Here is a 26545-nt window from a genome sequence, read left to right as displayed (position 1 = left end):
CGGCCGCGATGCGACCGGCCGACTCCTACTGCTTCGGCTTGAACCAGGTGGCGACAGCGGCCTGCATGTCGGCCGCCAGCTTCTCCGGCGCGATGTTGCCTTCGACCATGTCGATGATCTCCGACTGCAGCACCGAGGAGGCCGTCGGCGACTGCCAGCGGAAGCCGACCAGCGTCAGGTAGGGCGTCGAATTCTTTGACATCTCCATCATCTCAGCCAGCACCGGGTCCTTCACCGTGACATCGGTGCGGGCCGGCGGCCAGCCGAGCTCATCGGCGAACATCTGCGCGAATTCGGCCGAGGCCATGAAGCCCAGCACCTTGGTGGCGGCTTCCTTGTTGGCGCTTTCGGAAACGAGGCCATAGGAACCGTCGGAGAAGGCCGAGGTGTAGAGTTTTGCCCCCGCATCATCGGCGGGGAACGGGAAGATCGAGAATTTCAGCTTCGGGTTCTGCGCCTTGAAACTGCCGTTCTCGAACGAACCGCCAAGGAACATCGCCGCCTTGCCGCCGATAAACTGCTGCGTCGCGGTGGTGTAGTCGATGCCGGCGAAACCATCCGGGAAATAAGGCTTCAGCTCGGCGAAACGCTTCAGCGCCGCGACATAGCGCGGGTCCTCGAAGGTCGCCTTGCCGGTCATCATCTCGTCGTAGAAACCGGGGCCGTAGATGGTAGGCCCGACGACACCGACGGCGATCTCCAGTTCCCAGGCCGAGCCATTGGCGCCGCCGGTGGCGATCGGCGTGATGCCGGCCGCCTTCAGCTTGTCGCAGGCGGCGACGAAATCCTTGTAGGTCTTGGGTATCTCGATGCCTTGGGCGGCAAAGATGTCCTGGTTGTAGAACACACCCATCATCGGCACTGAATAAGGCACGCCATAAACCTTGCCGTCGGTGCGGCCGCGCGCGCCGCCAAGGGCCGCGTCCGCCATGTTCTTCAGCTCCGGCACGCTGTCGTCGAGCGCATCGAGATAGCCGGCATCGACAAAGGGCTGCAATTCGCCATAGGCCTTGAGCTGGGCGATATCCGGACCGCGGCCGCCGCGCAGCGCCGTGCTCAGCCGATTCTGGTAGTCGGCATCCGGCGTGAACTGGATGTTGACCTTGATGCCTGGATTCTTGGCCTCGAAGGCGTCGAAGATGCGGCGCATCGCGGCTTCGTCCTCGGTGCGCCAACTCCATAGCGTCACGGTGCTGTCGGCCCTCGCCGGCACGGTGGAAAGGATGCCGGTGCAAGCGGCGGCAAGGCCGCCGATCAGGCCAAGTGCGACGCGTCGGTGAATCGAAAGCATGCTCATTGCCAGTCTCCCATTGTTCTCAGTCCTTGGCGTTTCGCGGCGCTTCGGCACCGCGAAAGAGTCAATCGCTCGGAAAAGTCATTATAACGACATAGCGCCATTCGCAAGAGGTCTGGCGCGTCTGCGAAACGGCGATGGCAGGCTCTTTCGCCCAAGAATTCGACATAATTCACTGTTAAATATACATAAATTTCCCGCCGAAGCTGCTGCAAGGAAATTCTGCTGGATGTCATCCATAGCTTTTTCGCAAACAGACACTTGCGCCATCGTCTCATGTTGTCATAACGTCATCGCGATCGATATGCCAAGTGGAGGATGAGGAATGTCTGTTGCCTGGACTTCGAAACTGGCCCTGGCCGCGAGCCTGGCGCTCCTGCCCGTCACCAGTTGGGCGCAATCGGTCAACATCTCCTATTTGACGCATTGGTCGCCCGAGACCGTCGCGCTGCTGGAAGCGGCGGCCAAGGACTATGCGAAGACCAATCCCGACGTCAGCGTCACCGTACGCGCCGTTCCGTTCGGCGATCTCTTGACCACGCTGCGCTCCCAGGGCGGCGGCTCGGACGGCCCGACCATCGGCGGTATCTACGATCTGTGGCTGCCCGAACTCGCCCGCGACAAGCTTGTCGCGCCTGCCCCCGATGCGGTCGCCGGCGAGGTCAAGGACGCCTGGCCGGCGGGCGTCGTCAGCGCCGCCTCGGTCGGCGGCAAACTCTACGGCATTCCCAACGAGATCGACGTCTACGCGCTGAATTACAACAAGGCGCTGTTCAAGCAGGCCGGTATCACTGCTGCCCCGAAGACCTGGGACGAGTTCAAGGACGCGGCCAAGAAGCTGACCAACAAGGATGCCGGCCAGCAGGGTTTTGGCATGATCAATTCCTGGGCGGCGGGCGTCGTCCACCCCTTCGCCTCGCTGCTGGTGTCCAACGGCGGCGATCTGGTCAAGGACGGCAAGCCGGTACTGGACAGCTCGCAGGCCACTGAAGCCTTCCAGCTCTACGAAGACCTGATCAAGTCGGGCGCCAGCGTGCCCGCCATGGCGACGGCCGACGCCAACACAACCGGCCCGTTCCTCGACAATTTCGTCTCCGGCAAGACCGGCATGATCATCATGGCCAACTGGTGGGAGAGCGCGCTGAAGAGCGGCATGGGCGACAAGTTCGCTGATATCGCCACCGCGCCGATCCCGGTCGGCCCGAGCGGCGACAAGCCGCATTCGATCTCCTATTCCTGGATGACCGTGGTCAACGCCAATGCCGGCGCGGCCGAGCAGAAGGCGGCCTGGGATTTCCTGGCCTGGCTGAACAATCCGAAGTCTGGCAAGAACGGCGCCTCGGCGATGTCCGACATCCTGATGTCGATGGGCATCCTACCGTCGCGCCTGTCCGATATCGAGGCACACAAGGACAAGCTCGGCTCCGAGTTCCTGTCCGGCTATGTCAGCGTGCTGGCCGATGCAAAGCCCTTCCCGGTGGTGCCGGGTGGTCAGGAGTTCAGCGAATCCCTGCAGCAGACGCTCGAAGCATTGCAGTATGGCCAGGTCTCGGCCAAGGATGCTCAGGCGACGGCGCAGGCCGACGCCACCTCTATCCTGGAGCGCGCCGCCAAGTAGACTGGAGCCATGATCAACAGGTACCGTGCCTCGGCGGGCATCATGCTGGCGCCCGCCGTGACGCTGATTGGCGTCTTTGTCCTCTTGCCGATGCTGCTTACCGTCTGGCTGTCTGTCCAGGACTGGTCGACGCAGACACCGTTTTCCAGTGCAAGCTTCATCGGCCTCGACAATTTCCGCGAGATTTTTGGCCCGACCTCGGTCGGCCGTGACTTCAAGGGCGCGCTTGCCAACACCGCGATCTACACGGCGCTGTCGGTCATCCTGATCCTGCCGCTTTCCGTTGTGTTCGGGCTGATGGTCTATCAGCGCGACGTCGCCGGCGGCACGGCGCTGAGAACCGTGCTGTTTGCCACCTACATGGTGCCGATGATCGCTGTGGCGCTGGTCTGGTCAAAACTCTATTCGCCGAGCGAAGGGCCGCTCAACCAGATGCTCGGCCTGATCGGCATCGGCCCGCAGCCGTGGCTGTCCTCGCCGCGCTCGGCGCTGCTGTCGATCGTCTTCCTCAATGTCTGGCAGCAGGTCGGCTATTTCACCGTGCTGGCGATCGCCGGGCTGACGCAGATCCCCGGCAGCCTCTATGAGGCAGCAAAGCTGGACGGCGCCAACCGGCGCGAGCAGTTCCGCTTCATCACCCTGCCGCTGCTGCGGCGCACGCTGTTGTTCAGCGCCGTCATCGCCATCATCAACGCGGTGCAGGTGTTCGAGCCGGTCGCGCTCATCACCCAGGGCGGGCCGGTCGGCTCGACCAATGTGCTGACCTACCACATCCGCCGCGTCGGCATCGAGCGCGCGCAGGGCGGGCTGGGCTCAGCGATGGCGGTCATGCTGATGCTGTCGCTGATCGTCGTGGTCTGCGCGCTGTTCGCCCTGGTCAACCGGAAGGACGACGAATGACGGCGCGGGGGTTTTCCGGATCGTCGAGCTGGTTGCCGCGCAGACGCCCGTCGGGCCGCAAGGCGCTGCTGGCAACGCTGATGCTGCTCGTCGCCGTCGCCTCGGCCTTCCCGCTGCTGTGGATGGTGCTGTCGAGTCTCAAAACCCCGGCCGAGAGCATGCAGGTGCCACCGGTGTGGATCCCCGGCACGCCGAGCCTCGACGCCTATGAGAAGGTTTCGGGCGTGGTCAATGTCGGCCGCTCGATGTGGAACTCTCTGGTCATCGCCTCGATCACGACCGCCGGCATCCTCCTCACCAGCATGATGGCCGGCTACGCCTTCGCCAAATACCACTTCCCCGCCAAGTCGCTGCTGTTTTCGGTGCTGATCGCCACCATGTTCCTGCCGCCGATCGTGACGCTGATCCCGCTCTACCGCCTCGTCGGATCGATCGGGCTCAACGCCAGCCTGGCGGGCATCATCGTACCCAATCTCGCCAATGCCTTCGGCATCTTCCTGATGCGCCAATTCATCGCTGGCGTGCCGGACGATCTGATCGACGCCGCGCGCATGGATGGCGCGTCGGAGCTGCTGATCCTGTTCAAGATTGTGGCGCCGAGCGTCGCGCCGGCGATCGCGGCACTGGCGCTGTTTGCCTTCGTCTATCACTGGAACAGCTATTTGTGGCCGCTGACCGTGCTGCAGGGCAATGCGGACGCCTATCCGATCGTCATCAGCCTCAGCCGCCTGCTCAGCTACAACAGGGGCGCGGTCAACACCGGCCTGGTGATGGCCGGCGCCACGCTCGCCGTACTGCCGCCGCTGCTGCTGTTCGTCTTCCTGCAGCGCTTTTTCGTCGATTCCATCGTCGGCTCCGCGATCAAGGGATAAGCTGCAGAAGCTTGCCGCTCGGACCACGGCCCTGCTTGCCAAATGCCGTCATGCCGCCCATACAGCAGGGCAATCGCCCGCCCGAGGTCGTGGTCCGCCTCTCCTTCGATTTTGCCAGGGATACTGTCTAATGTCCGCGACGCCGTGGTCAAAGCCGTGACGGATCACTCCACGCCATCGCTCGCCAGCCTGGGCTGGACGGAATTTTTCGGCGACCAGCTCGAACCCGGCGACGCCAATTTCGTCCCGACGCGGATCGCCACGGTCCATCGCGACCGCCTGACCGGCCTCTCCCAGGCAGGGCCGGTCGATCTGACGCTGCCGGCACAGGCGAACACCGGTGACTATGCCGTCGGCGACTGGGTGCTGGTCGATGGGCATGAGCACCTGGTCCAGCGCCGCCTGACCCGCAAGACGGTGCTGGAACGCCGCACCCAGGGCGGCAGGGTGCCGCAGCTTGCCGCGGCCAATGTCGACACACTGTTCATCGTCACCTCGTGCAATGCAGACTTCAATCCCGCCCGGCTCGAGCGCTATCTGGCGCTGGCCAATGAGGCCGGAACGACGCCGGTGATCCTGCTGACCAAGGCCGACACCGCTGAAGACGCCGAGGCGTATGAAAGGCAGGCTGCGGCGTTGCAGCGTGGATTGCCGGTCGTGATGCTAAATCCCCGCACATCGGATGCGGCAACCGTCTTGGCTGCCTGGTGTGGTGCTGGCCAGACGGTGGCGCTGATCGGCTCCTCCGGGGTCGGCAAGTCTACGTTGGTCAACACGCTGGCCGGATCGGCGCAGCAATCGCCGCAACAGACCGGAGGCATTCGCGAGCACGATTCCAAGGGACGCCACACCACCACGTCGCGATCGCTGCATTCCATTGCCGGCGGCGGCTGGGTGATCGACACGCCGGGCATGCGGACGCTGCAGGTCAGCGATGTCGGCTATGGCATCGACACGCTGTTTGCCGAAATCACCGAGCTCGCCCCGCTGTGCAAGTTCCGCGACTGCACGCATGTGCATGAGCCAGGCTGCGCGGTGCAGGCGGCCCTGAAGGCCGGGACGCTCGACCCGGAGCGCCTTGCCCGTTGGCGCAAACTGTCCGACGAAAACCAGAACAACACGCCGGTTCAGAGCGGCCCTCGCGGCGCGAAGTCACCCGGGGGTCGCGGCAAAAGGCGTTGAACGGCCGAGGCTGAACTGGCTTCAGAGCCGCGCCGTACCGAAGACCCGATCCCAAAGTGCCGACGTAACACCGAAATTAACCGATTCGTCGATGTGATGATGCACGGCGTGGCGGCGCTTGAGCGTGTAGAGGTAGCTCGGATGGGTGGGATGCCAATGATGAATCATATGGTGGACGCTGATGTACCAGAGGTACCCCAGCATCAGCCCGCAGCTTACCGCGCTCGCGGTTGCGAAGTCCGAGACCACCCAAACGGGCACAAACGCGACCAGGGCATGCACCCCGAGGCTGAGCCAGGTCGGCGTGCCCACCGAACTGCGCTCCTCGACATGATGACGATCATGCAGGTCCTTGATGTAGGGAATGTGGTGAAGGACGAACCTGTGCAGGAGGTATTCGGTCAGCGTCCAGAGGCCGAGACAGGCGAGGACCGTACCTATCCAGCCTGGCGCACTCTCTTCGCCGGCCTCAAGCAATCCGGCCACTGCCAGCACGGCGATCACCAGCGGATACACCACGAAGTCGCTATAGTAGCCAATAAGACCGAGTTGCATCGTCACCTAGCCTTCGTGCCGCCAAATAAGCGATGGTGTCAGATTGCCGGACTCGCGCGTGAGGTGCAATGCAGACGCGCCAGACATAGCGTCGCAATCCCTTGGTGCAAGGTTCGCGTCAACGATTCAAGGACCATCGGCAGGCTGCCGGCTTTGCAGACGGACGTATAAAATGGCAAAACACAGCGCGGGATTGCTGATCTATCGCCGCAGCGACGGCGATCTCAGGGTGTTGCTGGTCCACCCAGGCGGACCGTTCTGGGCGAAGAAGGACGATGGTGCGTGGTCGATACCGAAGGGTCTTGTCGACGAGAATGAGGACGAGTTGACGGCAGCGCAACGCGAGACAGAGGAAGAGCTTGGCGTCAAGGTCGATGGCTCGTTCGCGCGGCTCGGCGACTACAGGCAACCGGGCGGCAAGATCGTCTCGGCCTGGTCTGTCGAGGCGACCATCGACATCGACGTAACCACCATCAAGAGCAACAGCTTCACCATGGAATGGCCGCCAAGATCGGGATCCCTGAAGGCGTTCCCGGAGGTCGACAGAGCAGGCTGGTTCACCTTGCCCGAGGCCGAAGTGAAGATCCTCAAGGGGCAGCGCCCGATGCTTTTGGATTTTGCCAGGCAGCAAGGCGCCGGATGATCCGCAGCCTTCAGTAAGGCAGGCCGACATAGTTCTCGGCGAGTGCGGTCGATGCGGCACGCGACTGCACGAGATAGTCGAGCTCGGCCTCCTGGATGCGCTGGCCGAACTCGCCGGTGTCGGGAAAGCGGTGCAGCATCGTCGTCATCCACCAGGAAAAGCGTACGGCCTTCCAGACCCGTGCCAGCGCCTTTTGCGAATAGCAATCAATGCCAGCCATGGTTTTGTCGCGATAGAAGTCACGAAAACCTGGGAAGAGATAGCGCACGTCGCTGGCAGCGAGGTTGAGGCCCTTGGCGCCGGTCGGCGGCACGATGTGGGCGGCGTCACCAACCAGGAAAAGCTTGCTGAAGCGCATTGGCTCGGCAACGAAGGAGCGCAGCGGCGCGATCGATTTCTCGAAGGATGGCCCGGTGACGACATTTGCCGCCGTCTGCTCCGGCAAACGGCGGCGCAACTCGTCCCAAAAGCGATCGTCCGACCACGCCTCGACGCGATCGTCCTGTGGGCACTGCACATAGTAGCGGCTGCGATGCGTCGAGCGCATCGAGCACAGCGCAAAACCCCGCTCATGATTGGCATAGACCAGTTCGTGATCGGCAGGCGGCACTTCGGCCAGCACGCCGAGCCAGCCGAACGGATACTGCCGCTCGAAGGTTTTCAGCGCACGCTCAGGCACCGATTTCCGGCTGACGCCGTGGTAGCCGTCGCAGCCGGCAATGAAGTCGCAATCGATCCGATGCGTGACGCCGTCCCGGTCATAAGTGGCGAAAGGTGCGGCGCCATCGAAATCGTGCAGAGCGACATTTGCCGCCTCATAGATCGTGGTCAGTCCTGCCGCGTCGCGCTTGTCCATCAAATCGTGCGTCACTTCGGTCTGGCCGTAGACGGTGACATGCCTGCCGCCGGTCAGTGCCTCGAGGTCGATGCGGTGCAGGCGTCCGTCGAAGGCGAGCGAGATGCCGGAATGCGGCAGCCCTTCGGCATGCAGCCTTGCTGCCGCACCGGCCTGTTCCAGCAGTTCGACCGTGCCCTGTTCGAGCACCCCTGCCCGCACGCGGCCAAGCACGTGCTCGCGGCTCGCCCGTTCCAGAATGACCGTCTCGACGCCGATGCCGGCCAGAAGCTGCCCGAGCAGCAGGCCGGACGGTCCGGACCCGATGATGACGATTTGTGTGCGCATCAGTGGCCCAGACTTTCGATCTGTCCGGTCAGCTCGGCGGCAAGGCGCAGCGACGCGGCCGTTGCGACGACCATTTGCGGCAGCAGCAGCCATTCCAGCGTCCAGGCCGCGCCCGAGCGCTCCTGCTCATGCACGAGCGCCTGATGCATCCCGGAAAGCTGCGTGGCGTTGAAGCGGGCAAGCGCCACCAGTGCCTCTGCCTTCACGGGATTCTGCTTGTGCGGCATGGCCGACGAGCCGCCGCCGCCCGAGAGTTCGATGTCGATTCCACCTTGCGCCATCAGTGCGATGTCCTGACCGACCTTGCCGAGGCTGCCGGTCACCAGCGACATAAGGCCGGCAAAATCGGCGAGTGCATCACGCTGGCTATGCCATTGCGGTGCGTCGCCAAGGCCGAGTCTTGCGGCAAGGGCTGCGCGCACCGCCGGCCCTTTATCGTCTAGCTTCTCCAGTGTGCCGGCGGCCCCGCCAAACTGCACCACCAGCAGGCGTCTCGACTGTTCGGACAATCTCTCCTGGTGCCGTTGCAGCGGCGCCCGCCACGCCGTCACGCGATCCGCAACTTTGATCGGAATCGCCTTCTGCATGCGCGTCATTCCGGTCAGCGCCCTGCCGCCAAAACGCTCTTTGAGCGAAGCGAGGCGCATGACGGTTTCGGTCAACAGCAGATCGAGATGCTCGACGACGGATTTCAGCCGAAGCATCAGGCCGGTGTCGATGACATCCTGGCTGGTCGCGCCGAAATGCACTTTCTGGCCATGCGGTTCGCCGACCGCCGCCCTGATCTGGCGCACCAGTTCCGGCACAATGACGCCGTCCTTGGCGACGGCGGCCCGCAGCAAGGCGGTATCGGGACGGAACTTGGCCAGCGCCACCACGATAGCTGCGGCATCTTCCTTGGTGATGATCCCGTTTTCGGCCTCGGCTTCGGCCAACGCCTGCTCAAATTCAAGCATCGCCTCGATTTCCGCCTCGACGGAAAAATGCCTCGCCGCTTCCTCGTCACCGAGGAGTGCGGAGAGCAGTGGATGGTCGAAGGGCGATACGGTCATGTCGCACGTCTCCTGAGCATCAGCTGTCGAAGAAGACCGTTTCCTTCTCCCCCTGGAGATGGACGTCGAAGACGTAGGTGTCGCCGTTGCGCTCGGCGATCAGCGTCGGCACGCGAACGCGATGCTCGATGCGCGCCAGGATCGAATCCCCGGCATTGGCCTTTTCCTCGTCGGAAAAATACAGCCGTGTGTGCAGGCCGAGATTGATGCCGCGCGCGACGATCCAGAGGGTGATGTGCGGGGCCATCAGGCGGCCATCATTCGAAGGCACGCGGCCCGGCTTGATCGTGTCGAACGTGCACAGACCGGTGTCCATGTCGGTCGGGCGACGGCCCCAGCCGAAGAAATTCGGATCGGCAGCGCCGCGCAATTCGGCCGGCGAATTGTAGAGCCCGTCGGCATCCGCTTGCCAGATCTCGATCAGCGCGTCCTTGAGCGGTGTGCCGGTGCCGTCGAGCACCCGGATGCGCAAGCCGATGCGCTCGCCTTTGGTCTTGTCGTTGACCATGGTGGCGCCGAGATCGCTGGGATAGACGCCGCCGATGCCGCAGAAATTGGGCGTCAGCCCGATATGGACGTAGGGTCCGGCGGTCTGCGAGGGGCTTTCCCTGAGCCGGTCGAGCGATTGAGCCATCAGTTGCCCTCCGGCCTGTTTTCGAACAGCGACGCGCGGCGCCCGCGCAGCACGATGTCGAACTTGTAGGCGCGCGCGTCGAAGGGGATCGTCGCTTGCATGTCGAGCGCAGCGATCAGCGTCTCGATGGCCGCCTTGTCGGGGATGCCGCGCACGATCGGGCATTGCCAGATCAGCGGGTCGCCCTCGAAATACATCTGTGTGATCAGCCGCTGCGCGAAGCCGTGGCCAAAGACAGAGAAATGGATATGCGAGGGCCGCCAGTCGTTCGGCCCGTTCGGCCAGGGATAGGGACCGGGCTTGACGGTGCGAAACGCATAGCCGCCATCCTCGCCTGTAATAGTGCGGCCGCAGCCGCCGAAGTTCGGGTCGAGCGGCGCCAGATAGCCGTCCCTTTTGTGGCGATAGCGGCCACCGGCATTGGCCTGCCAGAATTCGAGCAGCGCGCCGGGCACGCCAACGCCGCGTTCGTCGAGCACCCGGCCATAGACGATGATGCGCTCGCCGAGCGCGCTCTCGCCAGGTCTGGCGAAATTGTGGATCAGGTCGGCGTCGAGTTCGCCGAGCATGGCGTGACCGAAGACCGGGCCTGCAATCTCCGACAGCGTGTTGTCGAACGACAGCGGCGCCTTTTGCGGCGAGCGCAGTACGGAGGTCTTGTAGTTCGGCGTCAGAACAGGCGGATGCCAGGTCCGGTCGCGCTGGAAGAAGGCGCCGGTCTCAGGCCTCCGGTTCGAGCCGGACTTAGCGGGCATTCTGGCTTCCGTCCATTTCCGAAAACACGTCCTTGGCGATCTTGAAGGCACGGTTGGCTGCCGGCACGCCGGCATAGATGGCGACGTGCAGGAAAGCCTCGCAGATATCGTCGCGCGAAGCACCGGTGTTGACGGTGGCGCGCACATGCATGGCGACCTCCTCATCATGGCCGAGTGCTGCCAGCAGCGCCAGCGTGACGATTGAACGCTCACGCTTGGTGAAGCCCGGCCGCGCCCACACGGTTCCCCAGGCGGCCTCGGTGATCAACTCCTGGAAAGGCTGGTCGAAATCGGTGGCGGCGACCTCGGCCCGGTCGACATGGCGGTCGCCGAGCACCGAGCGTCGAACCGCGAGACCGGCGCGATATCTGGCAGCGTTGCCGGGGACTTCATCCATGGGTTTCTGCTCCAGGGGCAAGCGATGCGATAAAACTGCGGATCAGGGCGACCAGCGCTTCGGGCTGTTCGACGCAAGGAATGTGCCCCGCATCGCGGATGATCTCGAAGCGCGCGCCAGGGATCAGTTCGGCCAGCGAGCGGACGAGATCGGGAGGCGTCGAGCCATCCTGGTCGCCGGCGACGCAGAGCGTCGGCACCGCGATGCGGCGTGCGGCATCGGTGAAATCCGCATCGCGAACGGCAGCGCAAGTCCCGATGTAACCGGCGAGCGCTTGCCTGGTCATCATGTTCCAATAACCGTCGAGCTCGGCCAGACGCGCCGCGTGGAAGGCGGGGGTGAACCACACTTTGAGCACGCCATCCGCAATGGCCTGGATGCCCTTGCTTTCGACTGTCGCGATGCGTGTGTTCCAGCTCTCTGCCGTGCCGATCTTGTGGGCCGTGTCGCACAGGATCAGGCCTTCGACAATTTCCGGGCGCCTGCGATAGAAGCCTTGTGCGATCAAGCCGCCGACCGACAGGCCGCACAGCACGACCTTGCTCAAGCCGAAATGATCGATGAGCGCCGAGAGATCATCGACATGATCGTCGATCGACCTGATGTCGCCGATATCGGACAGCCCATGGCCACGCTTGTCATAGACCAGTAGCGGCATTTCACCATCAAGCGCCGAGACAATTTCGTCCCAGATCCGGAAGTCGGTGCCGAGTGAATTGATGAATATGATTGGGCGCGCATTGCCGGTCGCCTTGATGTGGCGATGGTGCAGCGTGATGCCGCCAATGGTGACGAATGGCACGATTTCGGTCCTCCGCCCCCACATTGCACAAGGCGTTTGGTTCGGTAAAATGATATTTTGCGCCGTTTCATTAACTCAGGGGTTATCAAATTCATGTCCGAGAGCCGCATCCGGTTCCGTCACCTGCAGGCATTCCTTGAAGTTGCGCGACAAGGAAGCGTGGCGCGAGCGGCTGACTTGCTGCATGTCAGCCCACCGGCGGTGACCAAGACATTGCGCGAACTGGAAGAGGCGCTGGGTGTGGCGGTGGTCGAGCGTGACGGCCGCGGCATCCGGCTGACGCGCATCGGCGAGATCTTCCTTCGCCATGCCGGCACGGCGATCACGGCACTCAAGCAAGGCGTCGATTCCGTTCGGCAGGACGGAGCAGTCAACCGGCATCCGATCCGCATCGGCGCGTTGCCGACGGTGTCGGCGCGGGTGATGCCGCTTGCCATGAGCCTGTTCCTCAAGGAGGGCACCGGTGCGGCGATCAAGATCGTCACCGGCGAGAATGCGGTGCTGCTCGAACAGTTGCGCACCGGCGCACTCGATCTCGTCGTCGGACGGTTGGCGGCGCCGGAAAACATGACCGGCTTCTTCTTCGAGCACCTCTATTCCGAACCGGTGCTGTTCGTGGTGCGGGCGGGACATCCGCTGCTCGATCCGGGACAGGATGTGTTCGCACGGCTCGACGAATTCCCGATGCTGATGCCGACACGGGAATCGGTCATTCGCCCTTTCGTCGACCGCCTGTTCATCACCAACGGCATGACGGCGCCGGCAACCGAGATCGAAACCGTTTCGGACTCCTTCGGCCGCGCCTTCCTGCGGCAGAGCAATGCCGTCTGGATCATTTCGGCCGGCGTCGTTGCCAACGAACTTGGCAGCGGCGCCTTCGTCGCCCTTCCGGTCAACACCGAGGAAACCAAGGGGCCTGTCGGCCTGACGATGCGGACGGATACGGCGCCCTCGCCGGCCTTCTCCATCCTGCTGCAGACCGTCCGCGAAGCGGCAAGGCAGGGCAGCTAGGGCACGAGATGATCGCTGTCAGTTCCGAATTTCATAACCCAGGGGTTAACGAAACACCGCAAAATATCATTTTACCGAACCAAACCACTGGTGCACTGTGACGATGGAGGACCACAAAGGGAGGAACATATGACGCACGCACTCGGCAGCAGATCCACGAATCCAGGCATTTCGCGACGCCAGTTCATTGCGACCTCCATCGCCGGCGGCACGGCGCTGGCGCTTGGCGGCGGCAGGGCTTTTGCGCAAGCAGGCGACACGCTCAAGGTCGGCTTCGTCAGCCCGCGCACCGGGCCGCTCGCCGGGTTCGGCCAGACCGACGGCTACGTGCTCGATCTGGCCCGCAAGGCGCTGGCCGGTGGCATTGAGATAGGCGGCAAGAAATACAACGTCGAGATTCTCGACCAGGACACGCAATCCGATCCGTCGCGCGCGGGCCAGCTGGCCAAGGACCTGATCAACAACCAGGCCATCGACCTGATGCTGGCGGTGTCGACGCCCGAGGTGATCAATCCAGTGGCCGACGCCTGCGAGGCCGCCGGCGTGCCGTGCCTGTCGACGGTCATGCCGTGGGAGGCCTGGTATTTCGGCCGCGGCGCCAAGCCGGGCGAACCCTCGCCGTTCAAATGGACCTATCATTTCGGCTTCGGCGTCGGCGAGTTCTTCAAGGCCTATATCTCGCAATGGAACCTGATCGAGACCAACAAGAAGGTCGGCGTCATGTATCCCAACGATGCCGACGGCAATGCCATCCGCGCCCATTTGGCGCCGCTGCTGGCCAAGCAGGGTTTCACCATTGTCGATCCCGGCGCCTATGAAACCGGCACGACCGATTATTCCGCGCAGATCGCACTGTTCAAGCAGGAAGGCGTCGAGATCTTCAACTCGTTCCCGATCCCGCCGGATTTCGCCGCCTTCTGGCGCCAGGCGGCACAGCAAGGCCTGATCAAGCAGATCAAGATCTGCCAGGTTGCCAAGACCGGACTGTTCCCGTCCGACATCGAGGCGCTCGGCGATCTCGGCATGAAGATTTCGAGCGCCGCCTACTGGCACAAGGCCTTCCCCTATAAATCGCCACTGACCGGTGTCTCGGGCATCGAGCTGGCCGACGGCTACGAGGCGGCGAGCGGCAAGCAGTGGACGCAGCAGCTCGGCGCTTCGATGTCGCTGCTCGACGCCGGCTTCGAGGCACTGAAGGCAAGCAGCGACGCCAAGGACAAGGCGGCGGTGGCCAAAGCGTTGAGCACGCTCAAGACCGAGACGATGGTCGGCAAGGTCGACTTCACCAGCGGGCCTGTGGCCAACGTCTCACCCGGCCCGATCATCGGCACGCAGTGGGTGGCCGCCAAGGAAGGCAGCAAATTCCCGCTCGATTACGTCGTGACCGAGAACGCCACCGATCCGAAAGTGCCCGTCGAAGCCAAGCTTCTGCCTTACAACGGCTGATGGACCGCTGACGAGGATCGCCTGGTGACCCATCCGCAACAACAGGCGATCCTCGCTGCCGCCGGTATCCACAAACGCTTCGGCGCGCTTGTGGTGCTGGATGCGGTGGACTTCTCCATGGCTACCGACGAGGCGGTCGGCATTGTCGGCCCGAACGGCGCCGGCAAAACCACGCTGCTCAGCGTGCTGGCCGGCGCCTTTCCTCCCAGTGCGGGCACCGTCAGCTTCAAGGGCGGCGACGTGACGGCGCTGGCGGCGACGCAGCGTTGCCGGCTCGGCCTGGTGCGCACGCACCAGGTGCCGAAACCGTTCAGCGGCATGACCACCTTCGAGAATGTCTTCGTCGCCGCCTCGCATGGCGCAGGCCTTGGCCGCGACGAAGCCTATGAGGAAGCGCTCGGCTCACTGAAACTGTGCGGCATGCTCGGCGTTGCCAACCGGCGCGCCGAAACGCTCGGGCTGCTCGACCGCAAGCGGCTGGAATTGGCGCGCGCGCTCGCGGCAAGGCCGACGCTGCTTCTGCTGGACGAGATCGGCGGCGGATTGACCGATGGCGAAGCCGGTGAGCTTGTCGACACGATCAAGGAATTGCGCCGGCGCAAGATCGGCATCGTCTGGATCGAGCACATCGTCCACATTCTGCTGCAGGTGGCCGAGCGGCTGATCTGCATGGACGCCGGCAAGATCATCGCCGATGGCGAACCGCAAACGGTGATGGCCGACCCCGAGGTCGTCCGTGCCTATCTCGGCGGAGGCCCCAAATGAGCCTGCTTGCGGTCGAGGACCTGGTTGTCCGGCACGGCCTGCTGCAGGCGGTGCGCGGCGTGAGCTTGACGATCGAACGCGGCGAAACGCTGGCGCTGGTCGGCGCCAACGGCGCCGGCAAGACGACGTTGCTGAGGGCAATCGCCGGCGCACACCAGCCGGCAGCCGGCCGCGTGCTGCTCAGCGGCGCCGATCTCACCAGCGTGCCGTCGCACAAGCGTGTCGGCATGGGCATCGCGCTGGTGCCGGAGGGGCGAAAACTGTTCGTGCAGATGACGGTCGAGGAGAACCTTCTGCTCGGCAAGACCACTGGGCGGCCAGGCGACTGGAGCGTCGACAAGGTGCTCGAAATGTTCCCTAATCTGAAGCCGCGACGCCATGCCAAGACGGGCCATCTGTCAGGCGGCGAGCAGCAGGCGACGGCGATCGGCCGCGCGCTGATGAGCAATCCCGACGTGCTTTTGCTCGACGAGGTCTCGCTCGGCCTGTCGCCGCTGATCGTCGATCGCGTTTATGCTGCCCTGCAAGGGCTGATCGCCTCCGGCACGACGATCATCCTCGTCGAGCAGGACCTCAACCGCGCGCTCGCGGTTTCCGACAGGGTCATCTGCATGCTCGAAGGGCGTGTCGCGCTCGAAGGGCCAAGCAAACAGGTTTCGCGCGAGGATGTGACGAAGGCCTATTTCGGCCTGCACCGGAAAAGCCCCGGGAGCGTTCCCGCATGAGCAACCAGATCATCCAGGGCATCCTTCTCGGCGGCTACTACGCGCTGATCGCCTGCGGCCTGTCGTTCATGTTTTCGGTAATGCGCATCATCAACCTCGCCCATGGCAGCCTTGCCGTGTTCGCTGCCTTTGCGCTGTGGTGGCTCGCCTCGCGGTTCCACATCTCGCCCTTGGTCGGCCTGCTCATCGTGCTTCCGCTGATGGCGGCGACCGGCTGGGCGCTGCAGCGCTTCCTACTTGAACGCAGCGCACGCGGCGGTGCGCTGCTGCCGATCCTGACCACATTCGGCCTGGCCATCGTTATCGACAATCTGCTGTTCGAGCAGTTCGGCGCCGATACGCGTTCGCTGGCGCCCTATATCGGTAGCCTGTCCTATGATTCCTGGGAATGGCCGGGCAGCATCTATGTCGGCAAGCTCGCTGTGATCATGTTCGCCAGTGCCGTGATCCTGCTGGGCGGGCTGCAATTGTTCCTCACCCACACAAGGCTTGGCCGCTCGATCCGCGCCACGTCGGAGGACCCCGACACCGCCGGCCTGGTCGGCGTCGATGCGCGCCGCGCCAATGCGATCGCCGCTGCCATCGCCATGGTCACGGTCGGCCTTGCCGGCGCGTTTCTCGGCATGCGCGCCACCTTCGATCCCTATGCCGGCGCGCCCCAACTGCTGTTCGCTTTCGAGGCGGCAGTCATCGGTGGCGCTGGGTCGCTGTGGGGAACGCTGATCGGCGGCATCGTGCTGGCGCTCGCGCAGACACTGGGCGCGCAAGTGCATCCGCAAGGTTTTCTGATCGGCGGCCATGTCGCGTTCCTGATCGTGTTGTTCATTCGGCTCTCCACTTCGGGCCTCGGCCTGCGCGGCCTGCTGCGCTTGCCCACGAGGAAGCCGACGTGAGCGCCGTTTCGACATCCCCCGTCATCGAGCGCGGCACGGCGACGTCGCGCATCGCCGCGATTGCGGTCGCGGTTATCATCGCGCTACTGGCGATTGCTCCGCAGTTCCTGTCGGCTGGCGCGGTCGACAGGATGACCGCCCTGTTTGTCTATGTGATCCTGGCGGCAATGTGGAATGCACTGGCCGGCTTCGGCGGTCTGGTCTCGGTCGGCCAGCAGGTGTTCTTCGGGCTCGGCGCCTATTTCGCCATCCGGCTGGCCGATGCCGGCCTCAACCCGTTCCTGGCGCTGTTCGCCTCCGGAATTATTGTTGGCGCCGTCTCCTGGCCGCTCTCGCTGTTCATGCTGCGGCTGAGGAACGGCGAGTTCGCCATCGGCATGTGGGTGATCGCGGCGCTGACGCATCTGCTGGTCAATCTCGACCGGCTGGTGCAGGGCGAAACCGGCACATCGCTGATCTCGCTCAACGCCTACGACGCCGGCGCTAGGCGGGCAGCGATCTACTGGCTGGCGCTGGCATCGATGACCGCCCTGCTCGCCATCCTGTTTGGCCTGCTGCGCGGCAGCACAGGTGCTGCGATCCGGGCGATCCGCGACAATGAGGATGCCGCCGCCTCGGTCGGCGTGCGCGTCACCGGCACCAAGCGGCTGCTGTTCGTGCTTGCCGCCTTCGGCATCGGCATTGCCGGGGCGCTGTGGCTGGCGACCTCGATCACCTTCCAGCCCAAGACCTACTTCAATGTCCAGTGGACCGCCTACATGATCTTCATGGTGCTGGTCGGCGGCATCGGCACTTTCGAGGGCGCCATTCTGGGCGCGCTGGTGTTCTTCCTCATCGAGACGTGGTTCGGCGGCACCGGTGTCTGGTATCTGGTCGGGCTCGGCGCCACCGCCGTGCTGTTCTCGCTTTTCCTGCCGCGCGGCCTGTGGGGGACGATCGAGGAGCGTTTTGGGCTCCGCCTGCTGCCGGTTGGTTACCGCGTGAGGTTCCCAGCCGCCACCGATGGCGATGGAATGCTTTCGCCACAGCAAGCCACACCATATCGGGAGAAGGCATGACCATGCTTTTCGGCAAGACGATCCTCATCACCGGTGTCGCCTCCGGCATCGGCGCGCGCACGGCGGAACTCGCCGCTCAGCTTGGCGCAGACGTGATCGGCGCCGATGTGCGTGAGCCGACTGCTCCGGTCGGCAGCTTCGTCAAGGCCGACATCTCGTCGAAGGCCGGTGTCGACGAGCTGATTGCTCGCCTGCCGCAGCGCCTCGACGCGCTCTGCAACGTCGCCGGGCTCTCCGGCAATACCGGCGCAGCGTCGACGCTGGCGGTCAATTTCTTCGGGCTGCGGGCTCTGTCGGAAGGTCTGGCGCCAAGACTTCGTGAAGGCGGCGCGATCGTCAACGTTGCGTCGATTGCCGGCTATGGTTGGCGCGCCAATCTCAACCGCGCCGCCTCGATGGTCGGCATCGAAGGTTTCCCCGATGTTGCCGACGTGGTCTGCACGCACGCGGTCAGGAACGAGGAAGGCTATCCCGTCTCCAAGGAACTGCTGCTGTTGTGGACCTTCCGCGCCGCGCATCAGGATCTGTTCAAACGCCGTGGCATCCGCGTCAATGCGGTGAGCCCAGGCCCGGTCGAGACACCGATCCTGAAACAGTTCCGAACCGTGCTTGGCGACGCTCGTGTCGACAGCGACATTGCCAGGGTCGGGCGGGCCGGCACGTCCGGCGATATCGCACCGGTGGTGCTGTTCCTGTGCTCGGACGGCGCGCGCTGGATCAACGGCGCCAATTTGCCGGTCGACGGCGGCCTCGAAGCATCGATCAATGCCGAAATGTTCGGCTTCTAATCACGAAGCTCCAATCGGGGCGATGGAGACAATCATGGACATCGGACTTCTGATCGACGGCGACAAAAGGGATGCGTCCGGCTCGGCCTCCTACGACCGCATGGACCCGTTCACCGGCAAACTGGCGACGCGCGCCGCCGCAGCCAGCATCGCCGACGCCAATGCCGCGGTCGAAGCCGCCGCGGTCGCCTTTCCGGCCTGGTCGAAGACCGGGCCTGGCGAGCGCCGCGCCTTGCTGTCAAAGGCTGCTGACGTGATGGCCTCGAAGGTCGGCGAATTCACCAGGCTGATGATGGAAGAGACCGGTGCTACTGGTCCCTGGGCCGGCTTCAATGTCATGCTGGCGGCCAACATGCTGCGCGAGGCGGCGGCGATGACGACGCAGATCTCGGGCGAGATCATCCCCTCCGACAAGCCGGGCACGCTGGCCATGGCAATCCGCCAGCCAGCCGGCGTCTGCCTCGGCATCGCGCCGTGGAACGCGCCGGTCATTCTCGGCACCCGCGCCGTGGCGATGGCGATCGCCTGCGGCAACACCGTAGTGCTGAAGGCCTCCGAAATGTGCCCCGGTACGCACCGGCTGATCGGCCAGGTGCTGGTCGAAGCCGGGCTGCCCAAGGGCGTCATCAATGTCGTCACCAACGATCCCAGGGATGCCGCCGGCATTGTCGAAGCTTTGGTCGCGCATCCCTCGGTCAAGCGCGTCAACTTCACGGGCTCGACCAAGGTCGGCAGGATCATCGTCGAACTCGCCGGTCGGCACCTGAAGCCGGCGCTGCTCGAACTCGGCGGCAAGGCGCCTCTGCTGGTGCTGGACGATGCCGACGTCGACGCGGCGGTCAACGCCGCCACCTTCGGCGCCTTCATGCATCAGGGCCAGATCTGCATGTCGACCGAGCGGCTGATCGTCGACGAAAAGATCGCCGACGAATTTGTCTCCAAACTCGCCACCCGCGCCTCGCAGCTGCCGGCCGGCGACCCGCGCGGCCATGTGGTGCTCGGTTCGCTGATCAGCAGCCAAGCGGCCGACAAGATGGAGGAACTCATCGCCGATGCCGTCGCCAAGGGTGCCAAGCTGGTGGCCGGCGGCAAGCGCACCGGCACCGTGGTGGAGGCGACATTGCTCGACCATGTCACGCCGGCGATGCGCGTCTACGCCGAAGAGTCCTTCGGGCCGGTCAAGCCGGTGATCCGCGTGAAGGGCGAGGACGAGGCCGTGCGTGTCGCCAACGACACCGAATACGGCCTGTCGTCAGCTGTGTTCAGCCGCGATATCAAGCGTGCGTTTGCCGTCGCCGCGCGCATCGAAGCCGGCATCTGCCACATCAATGGCCCGACCGTCGGCGACGAAGCGCAGATGCCGTTTGGTGGCGTCAAGGGTTCGGGCTATGGCCGCTTCGGCGGCAAGGCCTCGATCGCCGAGTTCACCGATTTGCGCTGGGTGACGATCGAGGATCCGGGCCAGCATTATCCGTTCTGACCCGGCCTCGCTTGGGCGGCTCGACATTAGCAATCAGACCGCCTGCGAAGGCGTGAAGCGAACGCTTGCGGATCGCATCTGCCCGGGCGCCAGTACGATGCAGCCGGTGTCGATGCCCGCGTCACTCCTGCGATTGAAGGCATCGGTGATGTTGCTGACCGGCTCGGCGCAGAAGAACGGCTCACCGGGCGGCGTGTAAAGGACAAGGAAATCGAGCGGCACCTCGGCCTCGATGTCCAGCTGCCGTCCATGCTCCGGCCAGGAGATCCGCGCGCGGCGCGCCCATCCGGTGAAGACCGTGTCGAAGTCCGTCTCCGACACGTCGAAGCCCATAGTCGGGTTGGCGCCAGCGGGTGGCAGGACGTGCCGGGTGGGCAGGATTTCCGCATCGGTCTCCCACATGCCGGACACCCACGCCTGGACATGCGTCCACGGTGTCGACGGGAAATAGGGATGCAGCCCGAAGCCTGCCGGCATCGGCGTGTCCGAGAGGTTGCGCAGCGAGAGGGCAATGACCAGCCCGCCATCGACCAGCGAGATCGCTTGCCTTGCTTCATAGCTCCACGGCCAGGAATCGGCGGCATGACGATAGGATAGGACGGTGGTGCTGGCTTGGTGCCGCACGATTGTCCACGGCCGACGCCAGCCATGGCCGTGCTCATAGTGCGGATCATCAGGCCCTGTCGGCAGTTCGACGGCGCGGCCGGCGAATGCGAAGCGGCCGCCCCTTATGCGATTGGAATAGGGAACCAGCGGGAAGCAGGCCATGGCGCCGGCATCGCGGCTGTCGATCGCCGCCGGATCCGCAGGGCGCAGCCAATCCACGACTGATCCGTTTTGCCGCCAGCGATACGACGCCACGGCGCCGCCGGCGGCAGGGGCAATCTCAACTGTCGCAATGCCATCGCTGATCGAGACCAGCTCTTGGTGCTGCTCGGCAACGGCAGCGGAATTCTTTGTCATCGGCACTCCCCCATCCCTTGACTCCAATCGCCACGCCTATAAGACATATCATATGAATAGTATGAAGAATAAGAAATCTTTCAGCACGGCGCGAACGTCGAGGATTGCGGTGGCGGTCGCCAGCGGCTCCACCGCTCTGCATGCGACCGTCGTCGAGCAGATCGGGTTGCGCATCGTGCAAGGCGATTTCCTGCCCGGCGAGGCACTGCCCAATGCCGACGATTCCAGCGAGATGCTGGGGGTCAGCCGCACGGTGCTGCGCGAGGCGATCAAGGTTCTGGCCGGCAAGGGGCTTGTCGAATCGCGGCCGAAGACCGGCACAAGGGTGCGTCCCCGCTCCGACTGGAATTTCCTCGATCCGGACGTCCTGTCGTGGCGCTACGCCAGCGGTGTCAGCGCCGACGATGTCCGGGCGCTGTTCGAGCTGCGCCGGGCCATCGAGCCGATGTCGGCCGCGCTCGCCGCCAAGCGCGCCACACCGGCACAGATTGCCGAGATCAATGCCGCGCTGGCTGAAATGGAAGCCGTTGTCGACGACGGCGATCGCTTCGCCAAGCCTGACCTTTTGTTCCACCAGACCATTCTGCGCATGACCGGCAATGAGCTGATCGGCTCGCTGGCGGCACTCGTCGAAACCGCATTGGTGATGAGCTTTCGCCTCTCCAACGACAATCCGGACGGGCAGCGCCATTCTTTGCCGCTGCATCGGGAGGTGGCCGAAAAGATTGCATCCGGCGACGCGACAGGCGCGCAAAAGGCACTCCTTGTGCTCATCGACAATGCCGAGGAAGACGTGCGCCGCAGCGTCGAAAATCGCAACAAGCGCCGCCAGGATCGGGAACAGACATCGTGACGGACACCAAACGCAAGCTGCGATCCGAGGCCTGGTTCGGCGGTGAGGGCAAGAACGCCTTCATGCACCGCAGCTGGATGAAGAACCAGGGCATTCCCGCCGACGCTTTCGACGGCCGCCCGGTGATCGGCATCTGCAACACCTGGTCGGAACTGACCCCATGCAATGCCCATCTGCGCGCGCTGGCCGATCACGTCAAACGCGGCGTCTATGAAGCCGGCGGCCTGCCGCTCGAATTCCCGGTGATGTCGCTGGGCGAGAGCAACATGCGCCCCACCGCCATGCTGTTTCGTAATCTGGTCAGCATGGATGTCGAAGAGTCCATCCGTGGCAATCCGATCGACGGCGTCATCCTGCTGGTCGGTTGCGACAAGACCACGCCGGCGCTGCTGATGGGGGCTGCGTCGTGCAATCTGCCGACCATCGCTGTTTCCGGCGGACCGATGCTCAACGGCAAGTTCCGCGGACAGGATATCGGTTCGGGCACCCATGTCTGGAAATTCGCCGAGGAAGTGAAGGCCGGTCGCATGCCGGTCGCCGACTTCCTCGCCGCAGAGCAGGGCCAGAGCCGATCGGCGGGCAGCTGCATGACGATGGGGACGGCTTCGACCATGGCCAGCATGGTCGAAGCGCTCGGCATCGGCATGCCGGACAATGCCGCGATCCCGGCTGTGGATTCACGCCGTGGCGTGCTCGCGCAGATGGCCGGACGCCAGATCGTCGATCTCGTGCGCAGGGACGTCACGATCGCGCAGATCCTCACCAGGCAAGCGTTCGAGAACGCCATTCGCGTCAACGGCGCGATCGGCGGCTCGACCAATGCGGTGCTGCATCTGATCGCCATCGCCAACCGGGTCGGTGTCGATCTCAGCCTGGACGACTGGGACCGACTGGGCCGCGACGTTCCAACCATTGTCGATTTGATGCCGTCGGGCCGGTTCCTGATGGAAGATTTCTACTACGCCGGGGGGCTAGCTGCGGTCATGGCGTCGCTTGATGAAGTGGGGCTTCTTCATCGCGACGCCATGACCGTCAGCGCCAAGACCATCGGTGAATTGATCGACGGCGCGCCCAACTACAACAGCGAGGTGATCCGGCCGCTGAGCCAGCCGCTGACCAAGGAAGGCGGCATCTCGATCCTGCGTGGCAATCTGGCGCCTGACGGGGCGGTCATCAAGCCGTCGGCGGCAACGCCCGAGCTGATGCAGCATCGTGGCAAGGCGGTGGTGTTCGAGAACATCGAGCACTACTACGCGCGCATCGACGACCTGGAGCTGGATATCGACGCCTCCTCGGTGATGGTGCTGAAGAACTGCGGGCCGCGCGGCTATCCTGGAATGGCCGAGGTCGGCAACATGCCGCTGCCGGCGAAACTGCTCAAGCAGGGCGTCTCCGACATGGTGCGCATTTCGGACGCGCGCATGAGCGGCACGGCCTACGGCACAGTGGTGCTGCATGTGGCGCCGGAAGCAGCCGCAGGTGGCGCGCTTGCGCTGGTGCGCGACGGTGACCTCATCGAGCTCGACGTCGCCGGCCGCAGGCTGGAACTCCTGGTGTCGGACGAAGAGCTCGCCATCCGCCGGCGTGACTGGAAGCCGCCGGCGCCGCCGGAAGGTGGCTATCAGAGCCTTTATGTCGAGCGCGTGCTGCAGGCCGACAAGGGCTGCGATTTCGACTTTCTCGTCGGCCGGCGCGATGCCGGCATTCCTCGGCATTCGCACTAGAGAGGCGCGCGATGACGGATGAAATCGGCTACGCGATCTATCCAAGCCTCAAGGGCCGCAGCGTCTTCATAACCGGCGGCGGCAGCGGCATCGGCGAAAGCCTGGTGCGCCATTTCTGCGCGCAAGGCAGCCGCGTCGCCTTCGTCGACATGGCCGAGGGGCCTTCACGGCGTCTGGTCGATGCGATTGCGGCCGAGGGACATGCCGCACCGCTGTTCATTCCCTGCGACCTGCGCAATGTCGAAGAGTTGCAGGCGGCAACCGTTCAGGCGATGCAGCACAACGGCCCTATCCAGGTCCTGTGCAACAATGCCGGCAATGACGATCGCCATCAGACCAAGGATGTGACGGTGGCCTACTGGGACGACCGCATGGCGGTCAATCTGCGCCATCAGTTCTTCGCGGCGCAGGCGGTGCGTCCGCAGATGAGCGCGCAGGGCGGCGGCTCGATCATCAATTTCGGCTCCATCACCTGGATGGTCGGCGATCCTGATTGCCCAGCCTATGTCACCGCGAAAGCGGCTGTTTACGGCATGACGCGGGCGCTGGCCCGCGAACTCGGCCCCGAACGCATCCGCGTCAACTGCATGGTGCCGGGCTGGGTGATGACCGAGCGCCAGATGCGTCTTTGGCTGAACCCGGCCGGCGAACGCCAGATCGCGGAAAGGCAGTGCCTGCCCGACCGGCTGCAGCCCTCCGATATCGCGCGCATGGCGCTGTTCCTCGCCGCCGACGACAGCCGCATGTGCACGAGCCAACAGTTCATCGTCGATGCGGGCTGGGTGTGACCCGTACGGTTTCAGAGGAAGAAGGTTAGTTCATGCGTCTTGTTCAGTTCAGAATGGCCGACGGCAGCAGAGGGGTTGGCCGTGTCTCGGATGACGGCAATCATCTGCACCCGCTCGAAAAGACCAGCAGCGTGCTGGAGCTGGCCGAAGCGGCAATCGCCCAGGGCACGTCGATCGCAGCGCTGGTCGAGAAACGGACCGGCACAGCGACGATCGACTACGACCAGCTGTTGCGCGACGGCCGCGTGCTCGCTCCGGTCGACCATCCGGAACCGGCGCGCTTCCTGGTCACAGGCACGGGCCTGACCCATACGGGAAGTGCCGCTGCGCGCAACCAGATGCATATTCTGACCCATGGCGAAGGTGCCGACGAATCCGATTCCTTGAAAATCTTCCGCATGGGGCTGGAGGGCGGCAAGCCTGGCGCTGGCAAGATCGGCATCCAGCCGGAGTGGTTCTTCAAGGGTGTCGGCACCTGCGTTGTGCCGCCCGGCGCGCCGCTGCCGATGCCGGCATTCGCGAAAGCAGGTGCAGAGGAAGCCGAGATCGTCGGGCTTTATGTCAATGGGCCTGACGGCCATCCCTATCGCATCGGCTATGCGCTCGGAAACGAATATTCCGACCACGTGACGGAGGGCGAGAACTACCTCTACCTCGCCCATTCCAAGCTTCGCTCCTGCTCGATCGGTCCGGAACTGCTGATCGGCGACCTGCCCGAAGAAGTGCGCGGCCATTCGCGCATCCTGCGCGACGGCGCTGTCATCTGGGAGCAGGAATTCCTGTCGGGCGAAGCGCACATGTCGCACTCGATCGCCAATCTCGAACACTTCCATTTCCGCTACCCGATGCACCGCAGGGCGGGCGACCTGCATGCCTATTTCTTCGGCGCGGCGGTGATGAGCTACGCCTCCGGCGTCAAGACGGCTTCCGGCGACGAATATGAAATCCAGGCACAGACATTCGGCAAGCCACTGCGCAACCGGATGGTGTCGGTGCCGGACGAGGGACTGGTCGCTGTCACCCAGCTGTGACGGCGAAGGTCCGGAAACTGCGGTCCACCAGAATGACAATGGGAGATTGAAAATGGGACTGAAAAAACTGTTTCTAAGAATGGCAACGATCGGGCTCGGCATCGGCCTGATGACATCGGCGGCGCTCGCCGCGAACCTGCGGGTTCTGGCCTGGGACGGCTACGCCGATGCCGACTGGGTCAAGGACTTCACCGCTGCAACAGGCATCGGCGTCGATGTCGTGTTCATCGGCAGCGACGACGAGATCTGGGCCAAGATCAAGGGCAGCGAAGGCCAGGACTTCGACGTCTTCGCCGTCAACACCGCCCAGCTGCAGCGCTACATCAAGGCCGACCTGGTGTCGCCGATCGACGTCACGAAGCTCGCCAACCAGAAGGAAGTGCTGCCGCGCTTTCGTGATCTGACGGCGGTGAGCGGCGTCACCAAGGACGGCAAGGTCTACGGCATTCCGTTCTGCTTCGACTCCATCGGCCTGATCTACGACACCGACAAGGTCAAGCCGGCGCCGACCTCGATGTCGGTTCTGTGGGACCCGGCATACAAGGGCAAGGTTCTGGCCTACGACAATGGCGAGCACAATTTCTCGTTCACCGCACTGACGCTCGGCTACAAGGATCCGTTCAACCTCAACGAAGAGCAGATGGCGGCGGTCAAGGCCAAGCTGGTCGAACTCAAGCGCAACGTGCTGAGCTTCTACACCACCGCCGACGAGGCGCAGCAGATCTACCAGAACAATGATGTGGCCCTGATCTGGGCCAATTACGGCCAGCAGCAGGTCAAGGCGCTGCAGAAGATCGGCGCTCATGTCGCCTACGTCAATCCAAGCGAGGGTGCGCTTGCCTGGCTCGACAACTGGGTCATTTCCAAGGGTGTCCGCGACAATGCGGCGGCTGAGAAGTGGATCGACTTCATGCTGAGCAAGAAGGTCAGCGGCGCGCTTTCCGAACGCACCGGCTTCGGCAACACCGTGGTCGAGTCGAGCAGCGCCGGCGGCAACGACAAGCTGGTCTGGCTCAACAATGTCGAGGACCCGCTCAAGCGTTCGGACATGTGGAACGAGGTCAAGGCCACGCCCTGACCTTTCCGTTCTATGCCTTCGAAGGACCCGGCGGTCCGGAGGTTCCGGACCGCCG

Annotated in this window: 27 protein-coding genes; 18 read left to right on the top strand and 9 right to left on the bottom strand. The window is 64.0% G+C overall.

Translation table 11 applies throughout. From position 1 onward, the window contains the following. Positions 1 to 25 precede the first annotated feature (25 nt). Positions 26 to 1297: an extracellular solute-binding protein gene (locus C8D77_RS09790; protein WP_109661837.1), complete on the bottom strand. Its 1272-nt coding sequence runs from the start codon at positions 1295 to 1297 to the stop codon at positions 26 to 28. Between the two features lie 322 nt (positions 1298 to 1619). On the opposite strand from C8D77_RS09790, the gene C8D77_RS09785 reads away from it, so the two are divergent. The 4 genes from C8D77_RS09785 to rsgA all read left to right on the top strand — a co-directional run bounded on the left by C8D77_RS09785 (position 1620) and on the right by rsgA (position 5866). Then, the gene (locus C8D77_RS09785; protein WP_109661835.1) at positions 1620 to 2912 is read left to right on the top strand and encodes an ABC transporter substrate-binding protein; all 1293 of its coding nucleotides are present in this window, start codon (positions 1620 to 1622) and stop codon (positions 2910 to 2912) included. 9 nt (positions 2913 to 2921) lie between these two features. Further along, positions 2922 to 3812, top strand: coding sequence for a carbohydrate ABC transporter permease (locus C8D77_RS09780; protein ID WP_109661833.1), 891 nt, complete (start codon positions 2922 to 2924; stop codon positions 3810 to 3812). Then, positions 3809 to 4684, top strand: coding sequence for a carbohydrate ABC transporter permease (locus C8D77_RS09775; RefSeq protein ID WP_109661831.1), 876 nt, complete (start codon positions 3809 to 3811; stop codon positions 4682 to 4684). The genes C8D77_RS09780 and C8D77_RS09775 overlap by 4 nt, the downstream gene beginning before the upstream one ends. A gap of 144 nt (positions 4685 to 4828) precedes the next feature. Then, positions 4829 to 5866 (top strand): ribosome small subunit-dependent GTPase A, encoded by a 1038-nt coding sequence (gene rsgA / locus C8D77_RS09770; protein ID WP_109661829.1) that lies wholly within the window; start codon positions 4829 to 4831, stop codon positions 5864 to 5866. A gap of 21 nt (positions 5867 to 5887) precedes the next feature. On the opposite strand, the gene C8D77_RS09765 is transcribed toward rsgA, so the two are convergent. Continuing rightward, a complete protein-coding gene (locus tag C8D77_RS09765; protein ID WP_109661826.1) occupies positions 5888 to 6421 on the bottom strand; it encodes a sterol desaturase family protein in 534 nt (177 codons plus the stop codon). A gap of 172 nt (positions 6422 to 6593) precedes the next feature. Between C8D77_RS09765 and C8D77_RS09760 the strand changes: the two genes are divergently transcribed. After that, positions 6594 to 7064 (top strand): NUDIX hydrolase, encoded by a 471-nt coding sequence (locus tag C8D77_RS09760; RefSeq protein WP_109661824.1) that lies wholly within the window; start codon positions 6594 to 6596, stop codon positions 7062 to 7064. A gap of 10 nt (positions 7065 to 7074) precedes the next feature. Here C8D77_RS09760 and pobA read toward each other — a convergent pair whose 3' ends face one another. Genes pobA through pcaD form a run of 6 tightly spaced genes read right to left on the bottom strand, consistent with a single transcriptional unit; the run spans position 7075 to position 11887 of the window. Next, positions 7075 to 8247, bottom strand: coding sequence for a 4-hydroxybenzoate 3-monooxygenase (pobA, locus tag C8D77_RS09755; protein WP_109661822.1), 1173 nt, complete (start codon positions 8245 to 8247; stop codon positions 7075 to 7077). Beyond that, positions 8247 to 9299: a 3-carboxy-cis,cis-muconate cycloisomerase gene (locus C8D77_RS09750; RefSeq protein WP_109661820.1), complete on the bottom strand. Its 1053-nt coding sequence runs from the start codon at positions 9297 to 9299 to the stop codon at positions 8247 to 8249. Before C8D77_RS09750 ends, pobA begins: the two co-directional genes overlap by 1 nt. Positions 9300 to 9318: 19 nt before the next feature. Beyond that, complete coding sequence (gene pcaG, locus C8D77_RS09745) at positions 9319 to 9933, bottom strand: protocatechuate 3,4-dioxygenase subunit alpha (protein WP_109661818.1); 615 nt, start codon at positions 9931 to 9933, stop codon at positions 9319 to 9321. Next, complete coding sequence (gene pcaH, locus C8D77_RS09740; protein ID WP_109661816.1) at positions 9933 to 10688, bottom strand: protocatechuate 3,4-dioxygenase subunit beta; 756 nt, start codon at positions 10686 to 10688, stop codon at positions 9933 to 9935. The genes pcaG and pcaH overlap by 1 nt, the downstream gene beginning before the upstream one ends. After that, the gene (gene pcaC / locus C8D77_RS09735; RefSeq protein ID WP_109661814.1) at positions 10678 to 11085 is read right to left on the bottom strand and encodes a 4-carboxymuconolactone decarboxylase; all 408 of its coding nucleotides are present in this window, start codon (positions 11083 to 11085) and stop codon (positions 10678 to 10680) included. The genes pcaH and pcaC overlap by 11 nt, the downstream gene beginning before the upstream one ends. Further along, positions 11078 to 11887 (bottom strand): 3-oxoadipate enol-lactonase, encoded by an 810-nt coding sequence (gene pcaD / locus C8D77_RS09730; RefSeq protein WP_109663248.1) that lies wholly within the window; start codon positions 11885 to 11887, stop codon positions 11078 to 11080. Before pcaD ends, pcaC begins: the two co-directional genes overlap by 8 nt. Positions 11888 to 11980: 93 nt before the next feature. Between pcaD and pcaQ the strand changes: the two genes are divergently transcribed. The 8 genes from pcaQ to C8D77_RS09690 all read left to right on the top strand — a co-directional run bounded on the left by pcaQ (position 11981) and on the right by C8D77_RS09690 (position 20053). Beyond that, a complete protein-coding gene (gene pcaQ / locus C8D77_RS09725) occupies positions 11981 to 12898 on the top strand; it encodes a pca operon transcription factor PcaQ (RefSeq protein ID WP_109661812.1) in 918 nt (305 codons plus the stop codon). Between the two features lie 129 nt (positions 12899 to 13027). Further along, positions 13028 to 14344: an ABC transporter substrate-binding protein gene (locus C8D77_RS09720; RefSeq protein WP_109661811.1), complete on the top strand. Its 1317-nt coding sequence runs from the start codon at positions 13028 to 13030 to the stop codon at positions 14342 to 14344. Positions 14345 to 14365: 21 nt separating this feature from the next. Then, entirely contained in the window at positions 14366 to 15109 is a 744-nt protein-coding gene (locus C8D77_RS09715; protein WP_109661808.1) for an ABC transporter ATP-binding protein, read from the top strand. Then, positions 15106 to 15834 carry an ABC transporter ATP-binding protein gene (locus C8D77_RS09710; RefSeq protein ID WP_109661806.1) on the top strand — a complete coding sequence of 243 codons (729 nt, stop codon included), beginning with the start codon at positions 15106 to 15108 and terminating at the stop codon, positions 15832 to 15834. Before C8D77_RS09715 ends, C8D77_RS09710 begins: the two co-directional genes overlap by 4 nt. Beyond that, positions 15831 to 16727, top strand: a complete 897-nt coding sequence (locus tag C8D77_RS09705) for a branched-chain amino acid ABC transporter permease (protein ID WP_109661804.1) — start codon at positions 15831 to 15833, stop codon at positions 16725 to 16727. The genes C8D77_RS09710 and C8D77_RS09705 overlap by 4 nt, the downstream gene beginning before the upstream one ends. Beyond that, positions 16724 to 17785 carry a branched-chain amino acid ABC transporter permease gene (locus C8D77_RS09700; RefSeq protein ID WP_109661802.1) on the top strand — a complete coding sequence of 354 codons (1062 nt, stop codon included), beginning with the start codon at positions 16724 to 16726 and terminating at the stop codon, positions 17783 to 17785. The genes C8D77_RS09705 and C8D77_RS09700 overlap by 4 nt, the downstream gene beginning before the upstream one ends. A 2-nt stretch (positions 17786 to 17787) precedes the next feature. Further along, on the top strand, positions 17788 to 18573 hold the full coding sequence (locus C8D77_RS09695; RefSeq protein WP_109663246.1) for a coniferyl-alcohol dehydrogenase: 786 nt from the start codon (positions 17788 to 17790) through the stop codon (positions 18571 to 18573). Positions 18574 to 18607: 34 nt separating this feature from the next. Then, on the top strand, positions 18608 to 20053 hold the full coding sequence (locus tag C8D77_RS09690; RefSeq protein WP_109663243.1) for an aldehyde dehydrogenase: 1446 nt from the start codon (positions 18608 to 18610) through the stop codon (positions 20051 to 20053). 33 nt (positions 20054 to 20086) lie between these two features. Here the strand turns inward: C8D77_RS09690 and C8D77_RS09685 are convergent, their stop codons facing one another. After that, a complete protein-coding gene (locus C8D77_RS09685) occupies positions 20087 to 21016 on the bottom strand; it encodes an aldose 1-epimerase (RefSeq protein WP_109661800.1) in 930 nt (309 codons plus the stop codon). Positions 21017 to 21125: 109 nt separating this feature from the next. On the opposite strand from C8D77_RS09685, the gene C8D77_RS09680 reads away from it, so the two are divergent. Genes C8D77_RS09680 through C8D77_RS09660 form a run of 5 tightly spaced genes read left to right on the top strand, consistent with a single transcriptional unit; the run spans position 21126 to position 26490 of the window. Continuing rightward, the gene (locus C8D77_RS09680) at positions 21126 to 21869 is read left to right on the top strand and encodes a FadR/GntR family transcriptional regulator (RefSeq protein ID WP_109663241.1); all 744 of its coding nucleotides are present in this window, start codon (positions 21126 to 21128) and stop codon (positions 21867 to 21869) included. After that, positions 21866 to 23593, top strand: coding sequence for an IlvD/Edd family dehydratase (locus C8D77_RS09675; RefSeq protein ID WP_109661798.1), 1728 nt, complete (start codon positions 21866 to 21868; stop codon positions 23591 to 23593). The genes C8D77_RS09680 and C8D77_RS09675 overlap by 4 nt, the downstream gene beginning before the upstream one ends. Before the next feature lie 11 nt (positions 23594 to 23604). Further along, positions 23605 to 24381 (top strand): SDR family NAD(P)-dependent oxidoreductase, encoded by a 777-nt coding sequence (locus C8D77_RS09670; RefSeq protein WP_109661796.1) that lies wholly within the window; start codon positions 23605 to 23607, stop codon positions 24379 to 24381. A gap of 32 nt (positions 24382 to 24413) precedes the next feature. Next, a complete protein-coding gene (gene araD1 / locus C8D77_RS09665) occupies positions 24414 to 25412 on the top strand; it encodes an AraD1 family protein (protein WP_109661794.1) in 999 nt (332 codons plus the stop codon). 52 nt (positions 25413 to 25464) lie between these two features. Continuing rightward, positions 25465 to 26490: an ABC transporter substrate-binding protein gene (locus tag C8D77_RS09660; RefSeq protein WP_109661792.1), complete on the top strand. Its 1026-nt coding sequence runs from the start codon at positions 25465 to 25467 to the stop codon at positions 26488 to 26490. Positions 26491 to 26545: the final 55 nt, after the last annotated feature.

This window comes from Mesorhizobium loti, assembly GCF_003148495.1.
Taxonomy (GTDB): Bacteria; Pseudomonadota; Alphaproteobacteria; order Rhizobiales; family Rhizobiaceae; genus Mesorhizobium; species Mesorhizobium loti.
The sequence above is the reverse complement of the archived record's forward strand: the minus strand, read 5'-3'. Positions and strand labels throughout refer to the sequence as shown.